The following is a 13,062-nucleotide window of genomic DNA, read 5'->3' on the forward strand; positions in this document are numbered from 1 at the left end:
TTACTAATCAGCAGCTTCTACAATTCGTTTACTTGGCAACCAAATAGTCATTGTAGTACCCTGATTTTCTTTACTTTTTATTGAAATATCGCCATTATGCTGTTGAACGACATTATAACAGTATGTTAGCCCTAATCCATAATTCCCTTTATGCCCTTTAGTTGAATAGAAAGGATTTAATACAAGAGACTGATCTCTTTTCTTTATCCCCATTCCATCATCTTTTATATCTATATAAATTTTTCTTCTAGTTTTATATATTTTTATTAAAATATGCCCTTTTTTGTTCATAGCTTCAGTTGCATTCTTTATAATATTTAAGAATGTTTCTTGTAGATGGACAAAGTCTCCGTGTATAAGCATATCCACTTCATACTGCTTGGTTATATGCACTTCTTTACCAATATACGGCTGTGCTAAAGAAATCGCAGATTCCATACATTCACTTAGTAAGAAATCCGTTTCCTTTAACTGCATAATATCTAATTTACTTTGTATCCGTGTCGATACGTCTAACAAATGCTTAGTAGATGCTAAAGCCATATCAATATTTTCTGAAGAATTAGGGTCGTCACCTATAGAGTCTTTAAGCTCATGAATTAAAATATCCAACTTTGAAGCTTCGTTCTTCATTGTATGATTAAATAACGCTGAACCGCTTCTGACAGCCTGCATAGTAGTATCCCTTTGCTGTCGTTCAAATACAATTTGGACATCTAAAAATCCATATTTAATTATGAAATAAGCAAAAAAAGCAAATTGAAGTGCTATTCCTATTGGATTATACAGCCATACACCTTTTATTCCCATAGCTTCTAGTACTATATTTGTGAATAAAGCAAACGTTGACATTGGTACAATAACCAGGCAAGTAAACATTTTGTGTTTCTTTATCGCTGGTCTATTCTCACGCCATGTAGCCCAAATTAAGAGGATGTCCATACCAATTACATAAGGTACTACCCAAAGACAAAGTGCAACATAATGTGCTTTAAATACTGGATACAATGTATCATATTGATACATAATTACAATCGGTATTAGAAATACAATTTTCCAGAAGATCTTTTGTTTTTTTGTTTTCAAAACTTCTGCAAAAGAGAGACCAAAAATCCACATCGCATATGGTGTCATGTAGTGACTTAATGAGGTTGATATGCTATCCGCCCATAAAATCCATTCGGAGCGGTTCGGAATATCACCCAGCATTACACCTAAACCACCAAATCCTCCAAAGATAGCTATTGCGCTTCCCCATCTAGTGGTTTCATTTTTGGGATTCGTAAAAAACAAAATCGCGGCGATCATCCACAACAAAAATACAAGGACAATCATTACAAATTAGCTTTCTATCCGTTTTCGGATGAACTGGATAGTGTCAGTAGCAATTTTATTGCGATTTAAAACAATTCCTGCGTGGCCACCGTTGTATACATATCTTGCTGGCTTCTCCCACGCTTCCCATAAGTAATCTGTATCCTCAATATGAACATACTGGTCGTTTTTTGCAGAGATTAATAGAATGTTATCTTTATTCATTACTGGAACAGATTGACTCGGGTCAGTAATTTTCCAATGATTTATTAAATCTTCATATGTAACACCATGCTCCTGTAAGTCTTTTTTTATATATTTTCCAGGATTGGTTTTCCATATGGAGTAAGAAAGGCGATTAGCGTAGAAAATAGAAACTAATACATCTATTTGTGGTTCAACTAAAGTTGTTAAATTTGTAATAAAGCCACCTAAACTAATACCAATCAGTATGACTGGACCCTTTTTATTTTCTTTAATCCAATGTATTAGCGCACGTAAGTCAGCTACCGCTTGTTGAGATGCTTCAACTGTTCGCTCCACATTAGCACTTATCATGTATTCACCACTATACAAAGAAGCCTCTGGTTCTCTATCAAAATGATAAGGCATTGAAAAATAATACATATTCCAGCCTAAATCCACCATCTTCTGTTGAAATATGTTTTTAAGTTTATTTGTAGAATCCATTCTCCAACCATGCACAAGTATCACATTTGGTGAATATTCATCCTTATTTATAAAGGCTTCACCTGTTACTGTATCATTACATGGAATACCGGATTTGATTGAACTTTCGTATTCAAATTTACCCGTTTTGTAATTTGGGTTATCCCATGCGCCCATATTAAATTGAATATCAACTGGACTAGTTTTATAAAACTCTTCGATGTTATCTATTCCTATATATTTATTAGAAATAGAGGAATATTGGAATTTTTGACTGCGTTTCCTATGCAGATCATATAAAGCACATAGGTCTATTGCTTTTGAAAGAAACAAAATGTAACCCTCCAGTTTGTTATGAAGTACGACACTTCACCTAATCTAAAATTCTATTTTCTCTATAATGTGTCAATATAATGAATTTTTTTCATTATATTGACATTGTATAATTTTAAAACGGTTTAATCAAAAGGAATAATGCCCTTATTGTATTAAATTGATAAAATAATTGTATTTTTCGGAATTATTAGAGCGGAATAATGGTTTTTGTTTTTCGTCCTGTTGATAATTCCTTTAATTTACAAAAATTAGAACATAATTATAAAAAATATAAACAGAACTTGCTAGTATCCCAAAAGAAAGGAAAAGAGATCTTTAAGAAGGCATATATTTAATAAGTGTTATAAAAATACAAAAATCGCCTACCAAATAAACCGATAGGCGGTTTTAAGCTGCTTTAAACCAAAGTGAATTTTTTTAGATTGATTAAAGGTAGTAGTAGTTTGTTTTTTGCTTTATATGTGAAGGCTGTTATTAGAATGAATACAGGGAGTTGATAATTAATATTTTTGAGTTCTTGATGCAAAAGCTCCGAGTGTTAAAAATATTAGAGTAAAAAAAATCACAAACTTGATAATTGCGAACGAAATTGTAATCGTAAATATTAATAGCTTTATAATTGTCCTAATAATAAACTTTAGAATACCCATAGATATTCGCTCCTTTATAGTTCCATATCATGACTTTTACGTTTTGTTTTCTTCTCTTTCTTCTCTTCATTATCCTCTTCTGTTTCTTTATTGGTTGAATTTTTTACTTTGTCTAAATCTCCAACAGTTTGAACAGAATTTCTTGTGTCGTCTATATCTATCCGATCGGGCGTTCCATCATTATCTAAGTCTCGTTCTTTTGTTATTTCTTCATATCGAATACGAATAATTGGATCCCTGGCTATTATAGTTTCTAATGTACCAGCTCCTAGTTTATTATCTAGTTCTTTCAAATCTAATGATTCAATACTTGTTAAAAAGGAATCTTTATATTGTGCCTCAAATAAGTCTTTAAAGGAAGTATATGTGATTGATTGAATAGGAACCTTTCTTTCTTTATCTTCCAAATCAAATGAAGTAAATTCTATATTTCCATTATCTTTTTCTTTGAAATTTTCAAGGAAACTTTTTTCAAATTCACATAATGTTCTATATGAAGCTTTATCTATCTCTTTATCCATAATGACCATTCCTCTCTTTATGAGATTTAAAAAAACGATGAATATTCTTTATCCATCGTTTTAAATTACTATCGACTAATTGATTGTGTCTTTTGTTTATCTTTTGATACTTCTTTTTGTTCTTCTTTGATTTTTTTATCAAGTTTTGCAACGCCATTCATTGAAAAATCAACTTTCTTTTGTTTAGGTTTTTCTTTTTCATTTTCTTTGGCACGCTCTTTTTTTTCAATAACATTTTTTAATGCTTTTTCAATAACATTTGTTTGTTGACCAGCAAAGAAAAATGAATAATCATCTTTTTGATTTTTTACTACTGAAAAATCGACACCCAATTTTTTAAACTCTTTTTGATAATCTTTTAACTGTTGTTTAGTAATATTTTCATCTAAAGCTACAACGCCATCTTTATGCTTATTTATCAAGTCGTTTATTTTTTGCTTACCTTCTTTTGAATTATCTTTTATAATAAAATCTTTTTGCTTATCATCGCTAGATAAGAGATCATTTAAAGCCTTCAATACTTTTAATAGTAATTCCCCTGATAGTTTTGTACCCTGTGACACTATCTCCATTGCTACCTGTGTATGTTCATCTACTGAAACCATTACAGTATTTCCCCCCTAACAAATTATTTAAAACATTGTACCATATAATGGAAAATGATGATATGATTTTGGAAAGAAAATATTAAGAGTTTAGTAGAAGGCAAGCTACGGGTGTGTGACCACACACCCCAAAAACGATGTTTTTGACTTGGTAGGAGATTCCTACGACCATTACAAATATAAATAAGAAATTTTTACAAAATTACTTATTTATTTGTTGTCGCTTTGCTCGAATTTTTTAAAGAAAGGATTTTTTATATGCCAAGAATTAAAACAGATTTAAAACTGTCGTTATCAAAAGAAGATAAGGAATTTGTAAAAAATAAAGCAACTGATTTGGGATATAAAACTGTATCAGCATTTCTTATTGATAGTGCAAAAACACATTTCAAACTTGAAGTGGATATGACGGTTTATAGAAATTTAGCTAAAGAAATAAATTACATTGGTAAGAATATAAATAGCCTAATTAGAAGGATTAATACAGATAGAATTTACACGGATAATGATATTGATTTCCTTAGAGTTAATCAGAAGAAAATTATAAATTTAATCAATACCGAATATGACCGATTAATTGATTTGAAAACCAAGTTTAATAGCGATAGCTTGAGTAAAAAACAAAAGGAAAAATTAATACAAGCGTTATCTGAAAATCAAATACAGATACCAAAAAAATTAGTATTAGAAGAGGTGTACGAAAAGATAAAAGAAGATTTTGTTTATATTATAGAATGTATAGAAAACTCGCCTGAACAAGATAAGGAAGTAACAGAATATGTATGGCAATATTTATATGGACGTACGTTATATAATTTAGACGATAATCAATTAATAAAAATGGCTAATAGTATTTTTATTTTTGCTCAGAAATTAAAATTTAAGTTATCCAAACTTGATAATATTTTTGAAGATGATGATTGGTTTGAACTGAAAGATATATTAGATGAATATGAAATTTATTAATTAGGGACTGATTACAATGTCTATTGTTAAAATACAAAAAGTCAAAGACTTGCAAGCTGTCATTAATTACTGTATGCAAAATCATAAAACAAACGAGGAATTAGTTACATCTTATGAGTGTTCTATAGAAACAATAGATAGGGATTTTAAAAGTATTTTAGTTGACTACAATGAGAAGAATAATAGTGATAAAAACATGAGCGCAAGAATGATAATACAATCGTTTGATAGTGAGGATAATTTAACGCCAGAACAAGTTCATCAATTCGGAGTAGAATTTGCGGATAATTATTTGAAGAGCAATCATCAATATGTAGTCATTACACACACAGAAACAGATAATTTACATAATCATATTATTTTCAATGATATTGATTTTAATAAATTAAAAATGTTCGATTCAAAGCGTGTAAATACTTTGGAGAGGTTACGCGAAGAAAATGATAAAATCTCTGAAAAATATGGTTTGTCGATAATCGAAGAAGGAAGAAAGGGAAGGAAAAAATATTTAGCTTTTAACGAATATGTAGCTAAATCAAAGAAGAAATCCTTCAAAGGAAATTTAGAAGAAACAATTGATAAAAACATATCAAAATCAAATGCGTTTAATGAATTTTTAGGTTTAATGCAAAAGGAAGGATATGAGCATAAGCAAGGAAAATATCTATCGTTTAAGAATTCGAAGTCAGGGAAGTTTATACGTACTAAAACAATGGGATTTAATTACCTTGAATCCTCTATCAGATTCAGAATAGAAAACAAAGGTTATTCACCAATCCAAACAAGTATAATTAATAGACAATGGATAGATAAGTCACAAGAGCAATTTAAGAACAATAAAGGACTACTAAAATGGGCTACTAAACAAAATATTAACTACCTAAATGAATTAAGCTCTAAACTATATAAACTAAATGTTTCACTTTCAGAACTAGTTGAAATTGAAGCAAATAAGGAAGCACTAATTGACAGCCTTGAAAAGCAGCTTTTAGGTATTGATAATGAAATTTTTAAATTAAAGAAAATGAAGGGGTGTTTCCAAACTTATAAAAAAAGTTATCCTTTAATCGTTACGTATAAAAAAGCTAAAAATAAAATGGCGTTTAAACAAGAACATTATTATGAATTTAAAGAGTACGATGTTGCAAAACGTGATGTGAATTATCTAGAAAAGAATTATGCTATAACTGATGAATCTGAATTGCATTATAAATTGTCACTAATGACGAAAGAACGAAATTTACTTTATGGAAGTTTAGGAAAAGAAAAAGAAGTGGTAGTAAAAAAACAGGAGCAACCAAAACAGCGGCAACGCAAAATAGAAAATGAACGATAAAATTATACAAAATTAAAAGAGGATATTGTATAGTACCTTGTGAATGAAATAAAGTGAAACTTTAATCAGTGGAGGCCCTTTCACTGATTATTAGTAGAATCAATTGGGATTTTACGGGCAAGTTGATCTCTTTCTCCTAACTTTTTTGCTTTATTGTTGAATTTTAAGGTTGGAGTCCCATCGCCCATTAATACGTGCTAAATAAAATGTTGGAGGTGGCACATTTTTTGTCATCAATATGGAATGAAATCTTAACGGCTCGTGAAGCGAGTATAAAGCTAGGAAAAAACCCTAAATATATATATTTTTTGTGGAAGAGGGATTCAAATATTTTATTGAAGGGTAGCGTAAAAATGATAGGTAGAGAGCTACTGATTACAAGAGAAGGATATGAATACTTAAAAACATTAGTAAAAAAGGAGAGTGACCTTGCTATTATTTTATATTAATAGCAAGGTCTTTATGGAGTGGTATAACACTTCTGAAATGAAACTTCAAAAAAGTTAACTTGGAAATTTTTAGTTGATTTTTAGTGATCTGAAATAGAGCCTAATTAGGTACTGATACAAAAAGTCTATAAAACTTGGACATACTGATACTATTAATCTAAAAAAGGTATGTGATTAGTATGGAAAAAATTTCAACAAACAAAAACTTCATCAATCATCTAATGAAGTTAAGCCAGCCTTATTGAACTAACAGGTAATTTAGTTCAATAAGGAGTAAATTAAAAAGCAAAAGGATGGATTAAAAAATGGAGAAAATCGGTGTGTTTTTCAAAGTTCCTATGGAAAAAGGCAACTTGCGAATAGGGAGCATATTAGAATTATTCATTAAGATAGAGAATTACAATTGGCACATTCCTGAAAACGATTGTTTAGTATTCACTAATAATAAATATTGCGATAAAAACTTTTTAGATAACAAAAAGTTTGAAACTGGAGGTAAGTTAAAAGAAGCGTTAACGACAACAGATTTATATCCAATTTTTTTAAACCTTGGAGCGTATCCATACGAAATACCAACATTCGAAATAAGTAATCTTTCAGTAAATACTATCCCTGAATTTTTAAATAGTAAATGTAGTTTAATGTTTGTAATTATAGACAGTTATGAGATAGCAGTTTTCGTAAAAAATATAGAGGATTTTCCGAATATAAAACAAGAAATTTTATCACAAGGATATGAGGATTTTCAATTTATAGATAAATCTGCAAACTGGCGTTTCTCTTGACTAACGCATGCGTTATCATATCTAAAGATAAATAATGAGATTGTTTTTTGCTGAGGGATTCTGCCATCTCTTTAATGTGTATTTAGGCAAAATCATATGACATCCTCCTTAATTAAAAGTTAACAACATACGTTTGATTAGAAAGAATGAGTAGAAATAAAATTGCTTATAAAATAATTTCACGTACCATAATAGATATATAAACCTAAAGAAAAGATTAATCAGTATACATTTAAGCGTTTGCATTAATGCTTATAATAACTAAAGTTATATTAGTGACTTAAGCCGGAATGATTGTTAAAATCCCTTGATGAGTTTATCTACTGATATTTTGCTTCTGAGTTTTAAATTGTTTAGCGATTTTAAGGTCGGGGTCATGATTGGTAATTGCATTTTTAATTATTTTGCTAAGATCTGTAGGGTCTAGGACTGATTTTACTGACGCATTAAATACAGCTTCTTTCCTTTCAAGTTCCCATTCAAGAGAATATCCATTTGATAAGGCTAGACAGCGAATAAATTCACGTTGTGTACGTCCGTTTCCTTCACGGAATGGATGGAGAACATTTATTTCAGCCATATAATGTGCAGCCCTGTTTGAAAATTCATCAATCTTTAATCCTTTTAATGTATTTTCGTCTTTTAATTGTTTAAATAATTCGGTTGCCTGGTCCTTTAAAAAAGAGGCATGAGCAAATTGAAAAGACCCCTTTGCAATGTTCTCTTCTCGTAGTTTTCCTGCAAAGGGGTATACATCTTGAAAAATGTATTTATGAATTTCTTGTAAGTGTTTTAAATCAAAGTTTCCAGTGATAGGCTTCGCTTGTAATTCTGCAATTCTAACACCGGTCATGATAGTTTCAAAACTTTTAAGTAGATCATTATCTTGATAATCCATTTTATTTTTTAACACATCAGTTCCAGGGTAACAATATTTCGATTGTTCATTCGCGTTTTTCACGTCTTGCGATAATATCGGCTAGTTCAGTCAATTGTTGCCGATTTATCTTCCCTCCTAACTTTGCCTTCATAACTTTTTCCATTTCTTTTGTAACGGTCATTCCTTCAATTTCTAAAGTCGCTTTAGCAGCCTCAAAAGCCTTATTTAGCTCTTTTTCATTTTTAAACATAATTTGGTAAACCCCTTTCAAATCTATTTTATTACAATTAGATATTTCTGAAAATATTTTTTGTTTCAGTTACTGTGGAAGTAACTAAGTATTAGTATTGATGCTCTTTTTTATTGTAGTCACAATATGGTTCATAAGTAGACCAAATCCTAATATACCTGATAATGAAATAAGTATATTAACTAGCTCCAAATCGGACATTTGTCACCCTCCTGTTTAAATGTACCTTTTTAAGCATTGCATGGGAAACGTCTATGATTTCAATTCCCATTTGGTTAAGTATATCTATATAAAAGTTTATATCCTCTTCGTTGTCAAAGAATTCAGCGTTTGAAAGGTTAGTGGGACCATCTTTACCATAGTAACCAGATTCAATCTCAATGACATAGCCCTGCTTCATTAAAACAACCCTCCTTTTATGATAAGAAAAGGAATTGATTCATTTAACAGCCTGTTTAATTTCAGGAAATTTTATTTTTTTTATTAATTTTGTAATTTGATTAGTCATAAACTCTAATACTTTATCAGTGTTCTTTTCAGAAAAATAACCCTGCCTTTCTAAGAGAATGTTTTCAATTACAAATTCACGACGTGTCCAGTATTCATAATCTTTCGCTTGGTCTTGAGCAAGGTCTTTGCATTCATCATCGACTTCAGAGGCGTTGTTCAACACTCGTATTCCATAATACTATCACTCCGCATACTTCTAACTTCTTTTAAGAGAAGGTATAAATCTAAGGGATGATATATTTTTAATACGATTACTGCTTGCTCTACATGTTCGATAAATATATTACTTATTATTTTATGAAATTCAAGACAATCCTCTTTTATAGTACAAAGTTTAGGGAATTCAGTATCTTCATCAACAAGACTCCCTCCACAAAAATTACAATTTGTTTCTTCTAAAGCATCAGCATGAAATATTTTCGCTTCGATACCAAAATAGGGGCGAAGCATTAATAATTATCTATTTTTGATAAATTATACCAAAAATATCTCAAAAAAAATAAAACGTTTGGTTCAATTCGTTGAAACTGTATGTTTATTTTTATCGGAATTTTTAATATGGAATGCTATAATTAATATAAATTCATAAAAAAGGGATATATGTATTTATTATGAAAAAGATAATTGGGGGTGCATTAGCAACTGGAGTCATTCTTTCTACTAGTATAGGATTTTAAATAGATGTAAAAGCGGGATCTAAAGTGGATCATAATGGTAGTTGATAACGATAAGGTTGGGAAAGACTTCATTCAGACAATGAAATGCTTTGTAGATCTAAAAGAGGATATTCCAATGAATGAAAAAGATTGGAATGATGTTCGGAAAAAACAAGTGAGTGAACAGCAGCAAAAACAAACAGCTTAACCAAAGAAAATGAAACCAATTAAAGAGGTGGAGAGAAGTGTATAATCTACCAAACATGTCAAACATATTACAGATTTTGATTTATGGTTTTATCCTTTATGTTCTTTTTGGTATTTGTAAATTTATGTACTGGAAGACCCAGGAGCGAAAAATACTGAAGCGAATGGCAAAGTCTGGTATTCGATATATAGACAAAATGGACGGACATCAATTTGAAGTGTACCTAAAAGCTCTCTTTAGAGAGTTGGGTTATTCTCCAACGGTCACAAAGCAGTCAAATGATTTCGGAGCTGATCTTGTATTAAAGGGGAAAAATCGTATTGTAATCCAAGCGAAAAGATACGGGTTGAAAAACAGAGTCGGCATCAGTGCTGTACAAGAGATATATGCAGCAAAGGCCTATTACAAAGCGCATGAAGGATGGGTTGTCACGAACAGCGTTTATACAAGGCAAGCGAAAGAATTAGCGGAGGCATGCAATGTAAAACTAATAGATCGTGTAGAACTTCAGAAATTGATTAATAAAATTAATCCCGAATATTCGGCTAAAGATGTATATCAAGGGGTAAAACCTGCAGAACGGAAATGCCCAGCATGTAAAAATCATTTAGTCGTTAGAAATTCGAATAAAACAGGGAATAAGTTCTTTGGCTGTTCTCAATATCCTACATGTACACATACAGAACCAATCCATACATGAGCTGTGATGAAAATCCAGCTCTTTTTCTTTTCATTTAAAGAGTTCTAACTGGAGTATCGCCACATGCCCATCAACTTAAGAAAAATAAACACTCTCTATCTTTCCCATTTTCCACAAAAATGAGTACACCCAACAATGAATGTACTCATTTCCAAAACTTCCACCAGGATTTCTTTTTGGCTGCTGCTATTTCTTCCTGGGCGGATACAATAGTACGTTTTGCATCTTGAATCTCTCTGACCATCTTCATAAGATTATCATCCCGTAGTTCTAACCTCTTTTCTACCCTTTTTTCACGTTCCTTACGATCTTTCATATCTTCCTCGATTAATTTGTTTCTTTGATCTATACGATCACCGAGTCTCTTTTCCATTTCTAATAGGTTAGCTTGCTGTACCTTATTAATTTCTTCTATCATAGCGCTATATTGTTGCTGGAATTGATACTGCATTTGATATGGAACTAGATCTGTCCCCTGGGATTCCTCTTTCTTATTATCAATTCCAAACTGCTTTGCAATCATTTTCGCAGCTTTTTCTAAAGTCATACCATCTTGCTTACTCAACTCTACTAACTGTTCAATGAGTACAACATCAAACTCAGTATATTCCCTTCTTCCTCGAGTATTCTTTCTTACATCAAATCCTTCACGTTCAAGAACATCCGAATACTTTCTCAGAGTGCTTCCACTTATCCCTAAACGACTATAGACCTCATTGCTGGTATATACTATCTCTGCTTTTGACATAGCGCTATGCCACCTCCTATTAGAGAATTTCAATATAGAAGGGATGAACCCTTTAAGAATTCATCGACGAAACTCGTACGGTCTTTGCTGGATTTTGTCAGAATAAAGAATGATAATTCCTTTTATATGTTACTTTTATAATAAACATATATAGTTCATCTAAATTATTCACTATTATTACAAATAAAAGGACTCCTTTCACTCCAGAGTCCTTTTATTTCATTAAGATTTTTTATTAAATTTATCTTTATAATACTTGTCCACTTCAGTTGTATAATTTATCGCCAGTCTAAATACTAAGAGGATAAATACAATTAAACCAGCACCTATTTTCATACAAATTTTATCTCCGAATGCATTTGTTTCATAAAAAACACTCATGGTCATTATCGCTCCTAACCAAATTGGTGAATCTAGTATGAAATTATAATAGAGAATACTTCCCCTACTTTTTGCACTTTTCATCCCTTCTGCCTTAGCAAAAGACGAAACAATCCCATAAAATAGAGCTACCACAAACCAATAATATTTGTTTTTCAACATTTCTTCTTTAAAGAACTCTTCTTCTGATAAGCCTATTACATTTAAAAACCATGGAATCAAAATCATTAACATCCCAAATGCAAATACAGTTAAGGGTATTCCATATTTACGTATAAAATGAGTCTCAGGTTTAACTTCAGTCTCTTTTTTATCCTCTTGTGACCCCAGTTCAAAATTCGTGAAATAACCTCCATCACCCGATAGAGGTGGATGTTTTTTCCACTTTAAGGAATACTCCAATGTTTTCCTGTTGTCTACTAGTTTTATACTCGCATCTTTTTTTAATTTCAAATCCTTCTCGTTTTTTAGGATTTCAAAAGCCCTTTCGCAAGCGTCATAATAATTGGTTTCATTAATCGGTTTCAATTCAACCTCTCCATTTAACCAATATTCAACATAGTATGGACTATTTTTTACACGTTCCAGTTTAGTTATCTTAGGAACTTTACCTCCTTTTCTTTCCTCATTTCTTATTTTCTTTTTTTTCATTATGTACCATGTACCCCCTTTATTATATAAACAGCTCTCGTATAATAAGAACCTAGTGAATTATATCTTCTACTTTAGAATTTTTTCAACACTTAATAGTATTTCTTTTTTATCTACCACTAATGGTAGCGAAAACACAGCTGTATTTTCTAAATCTTCTCTTCTATATCGTATAAGTGATTTCACCTTTATCTTTGGAATACCTTGTTGCTTCAGATAGCGATAAACTATGACTTTATACCGGAATTTTATATTAAGATCTTCTATACCATCTAATAGATCTTTAAGACTATATAACTTTACAGGAAACTCACTAATCTCAAACTCTTTAACATCTTTATTCATTAATTCCGTCTTCGAATATAGAAGATTCGTCTGCTGTAGCGCTATAGTTTCATACATTTTTGAAGTAGTAGATTTTTTCTCTGGATTCTTGGATATTTCGCC

17 protein-coding genes are annotated in these 13,062 nt (G+C 30.9%); 6 read left to right on the forward strand and 11 right to left on the reverse strand.

Features of this window, described 5'->3' with window-relative positions; translation table 11 throughout:
* Window positions 1-3: 3 nt before the first annotated feature.
* The 4 genes from ACW0JX_RS29175 to ACW0JX_RS29190 all read right to left on the reverse strand — a co-directional run bounded on the left by ACW0JX_RS29175 (window position 4) and on the right by ACW0JX_RS29190 (window position 4,095).
* Entirely contained in the window at window positions 4-1,335 is a 1,332-nt protein-coding gene (locus ACW0JX_RS29175) for an ATP-binding protein (RefSeq protein ID WP_072941909.1), read from the reverse strand.
* 6 nt (window positions 1,336-1,341) lie between these two features.
* Complete coding sequence (locus ACW0JX_RS29180) at window positions 1,342-2,316, reverse strand: alpha/beta hydrolase (protein ID WP_072941906.1); 975 nt, start codon at window positions 2,314-2,316, stop codon at window positions 1,342-1,344.
* Window positions 2,317-2,983: 667 nt separating this feature from the next.
* Window positions 2,984-3,490 carry a hypothetical protein gene (locus ACW0JX_RS29185; RefSeq protein ID WP_459246002.1) on the reverse strand — a complete coding sequence of 169 codons (507 nt, stop codon included), beginning with the start codon at window positions 3,488-3,490 and terminating at the stop codon, window positions 2,984-2,986.
* Window positions 3,491-3,558: 68 nt separating this feature from the next.
* Window positions 3,559-4,095 (reverse strand): DUF3801 domain-containing protein, encoded by a 537-nt coding sequence (locus ACW0JX_RS29190; protein WP_367152916.1) that lies wholly within the window; start codon window positions 4,093-4,095, stop codon window positions 3,559-3,561.
* A 258-nt stretch (window positions 4,096-4,353) separates the two neighbouring features.
* Here ACW0JX_RS29190 and ACW0JX_RS29195 point away from each other — a divergent pair, with 258 nt between their 5' ends.
* From ACW0JX_RS29195 to ACW0JX_RS29210, 4 genes are all read left to right on the forward strand, one after another.
* Entirely contained in the window at window positions 4,354-5,061 is a 708-nt protein-coding gene (locus ACW0JX_RS29195) for a hypothetical protein (RefSeq protein ID WP_459246003.1), read from the forward strand.
* A gap of 16 nt (window positions 5,062-5,077) precedes the next feature.
* Window positions 5,078-6,397, forward strand: a complete 1,320-nt coding sequence (locus tag ACW0JX_RS29200; protein ID WP_459246004.1) for a relaxase/mobilization nuclease domain-containing protein — start codon at window positions 5,078-5,080, stop codon at window positions 6,395-6,397.
* Between the two features lie 227 nt (window positions 6,398-6,624).
* The gene (locus ACW0JX_RS29205; RefSeq protein WP_404485902.1) at window positions 6,625-6,846 is read left to right on the forward strand and encodes a hypothetical protein; all 222 of its coding nucleotides are present in this window, start codon (window positions 6,625-6,627) and stop codon (window positions 6,844-6,846) included.
* 305 nt (window positions 6,847-7,151) lie between these two features.
* Entirely contained in the window at window positions 7,152-7,631 is a 480-nt protein-coding gene (locus ACW0JX_RS29210) for a DUF2691 family protein (protein WP_254490184.1), read from the forward strand.
* Window positions 7,632-7,947: 316 nt separating this feature from the next.
* Here the strand turns inward: ACW0JX_RS29210 and ACW0JX_RS29215 are convergent, their stop codons facing one another.
* The 4 genes from ACW0JX_RS29215 to ACW0JX_RS29230 form a co-directional block, all read right to left on the reverse strand.
* Window positions 7,948-8,529 carry a Fic/DOC family protein gene (locus ACW0JX_RS29215; protein WP_459245974.1) on the reverse strand — a complete coding sequence of 194 codons (582 nt, stop codon included), beginning with the start codon at window positions 8,527-8,529 and terminating at the stop codon, window positions 7,948-7,950.
* Between the two features lie 46 nt (window positions 8,530-8,575).
* The gene (locus ACW0JX_RS29220) at window positions 8,576-8,761 is read right to left on the reverse strand and encodes a hypothetical protein (protein ID WP_050845662.1); all 186 of its coding nucleotides are present in this window, start codon (window positions 8,759-8,761) and stop codon (window positions 8,576-8,578) included.
* A gap of 178 nt (window positions 8,762-8,939) precedes the next feature.
* Window positions 8,940-9,161 (reverse strand): hypothetical protein, encoded by a 222-nt coding sequence (locus ACW0JX_RS29225; protein ID WP_459245975.1) that lies wholly within the window; start codon window positions 9,159-9,161, stop codon window positions 8,940-8,942.
* 39 nt (window positions 9,162-9,200) lie between these two features.
* Complete coding sequence (locus ACW0JX_RS29230; RefSeq protein WP_459245976.1) at window positions 9,201-9,431, reverse strand: hypothetical protein; 231 nt, start codon at window positions 9,429-9,431, stop codon at window positions 9,201-9,203.
* Window positions 9,432-9,982: 551 nt separating this feature from the next.
* Between ACW0JX_RS29230 and ACW0JX_RS29235 the strand changes: the two genes are divergently transcribed.
* Window positions 9,983-10,135 carry a hypothetical protein gene (locus tag ACW0JX_RS29235; RefSeq protein ID WP_196303454.1) on the forward strand — a complete coding sequence of 51 codons (153 nt, stop codon included), beginning with the start codon at window positions 9,983-9,985 and terminating at the stop codon, window positions 10,133-10,135.
* A gap of 37 nt (window positions 10,136-10,172) precedes the next feature.
* Complete coding sequence (locus tag ACW0JX_RS29240; RefSeq protein ID WP_459245977.1) at window positions 10,173-10,835, forward strand: restriction endonuclease; 663 nt, start codon at window positions 10,173-10,175, stop codon at window positions 10,833-10,835.
* 145 nt (window positions 10,836-10,980) lie between these two features.
* Here the strand turns inward: ACW0JX_RS29240 and ACW0JX_RS29245 are convergent, their stop codons facing one another.
* The 3 genes from ACW0JX_RS29245 to ACW0JX_RS29255 all read right to left on the reverse strand — a co-directional run bounded on the left by ACW0JX_RS29245 (window position 10,981) and on the right by ACW0JX_RS29255 (window position 12,960).
* Window positions 10,981-11,583, reverse strand: a complete 603-nt coding sequence (locus ACW0JX_RS29245) for a DUF3967 domain-containing protein (protein WP_459245978.1) — start codon at window positions 11,581-11,583, stop codon at window positions 10,981-10,983.
* A 222-nt stretch (window positions 11,584-11,805) separates the two neighbouring features.
* Window positions 11,806-12,615 (reverse strand): hypothetical protein, encoded by an 810-nt coding sequence (locus ACW0JX_RS29250; protein WP_050845659.1) that lies wholly within the window; start codon window positions 12,613-12,615, stop codon window positions 11,806-11,808.
* Between the two features lie 69 nt (window positions 12,616-12,684).
* A complete protein-coding gene (locus ACW0JX_RS29255; protein WP_196303453.1) occupies window positions 12,685-12,960 on the reverse strand; it encodes a MerR family transcriptional regulator in 276 nt (91 codons plus the stop codon).
* Between the last annotated feature and the right edge of the window lie 102 nt (window positions 12,961-13,062).

This window comes from Bacillus sp. C-3-6 (assembly GCF_054509685.1).

Coding starts and splice junctions, on each gene's coding strand:
- ACW0JX_RS29175 (WP_072941909.1), bottom strand. CDS start 1,335: ATGATTGTCCTTGTATTTTTGTTGTGGATGATCGCCGCGATTTTGTTT.
- ACW0JX_RS29185 (WP_459246002.1), bottom strand. CDS start 3,490: ATGGATAAAGAGATAGATAAAGCTTCATATAGAACATTATGTGAATTT.
- ACW0JX_RS29190 (WP_367152916.1), bottom strand. CDS start 4,095: ATGGTTTCAGTAGATGAACATACACAGGTAGCAATGGAGATAGTGTCA.
- ACW0JX_RS29195 (WP_459246003.1), top strand. CDS start 4,354: ATGCCAAGAATTAAAACAGATTTAAAACTGTCGTTATCAAAAGAAGAT.
- ACW0JX_RS29200 (WP_459246004.1), top strand. CDS start 5,078: ATGTCTATTGTTAAAATACAAAAAGTCAAAGACTTGCAAGCTGTCATT.
- ACW0JX_RS29210 (WP_254490184.1), top strand. CDS start 7,152: ATGGAGAAAATCGGTGTGTTTTTCAAAGTTCCTATGGAAAAAGGCAAC.
- ACW0JX_RS29215 (WP_459245974.1), bottom strand. CDS start 8,529: ATGGATTATCAAGATAATGATCTACTTAAAAGTTTTGAAACTATCATG.
- ACW0JX_RS29220 (WP_050845662.1), bottom strand. CDS start 8,761: ATGTTTAAAAATGAAAAAGAGCTAAATAAGGCTTTTGAGGCTGCTAAA.
- ACW0JX_RS29225 (WP_459245975.1), bottom strand. CDS start 9,161: ATGAAGCAGGGCTATGTCATTGAGATTGAATCTGGTTACTATGGTAAA.
- ACW0JX_RS29235 (WP_196303454.1), top strand. CDS start 9,983: ATGGTAGTTGATAACGATAAGGTTGGGAAAGACTTCATTCAGACAATG.
- ACW0JX_RS29245 (WP_459245978.1), bottom strand. CDS start 11,583: ATGTCAAAAGCAGAGATAGTATATACCAGCAATGAGGTCTATAGTCGT.
- ACW0JX_RS29250 (WP_050845659.1), bottom strand. CDS start 12,615: ATGAAAAAAAAGAAAATAAGAAATGAGGAAAGAAAAGGAGGTAAAGTT.
- ACW0JX_RS29255 (WP_196303453.1), bottom strand. CDS start 12,960: ATGAATAAAGATGTTAAAGAGTTTGAGATTAGTGAGTTTCCTGTAAAG.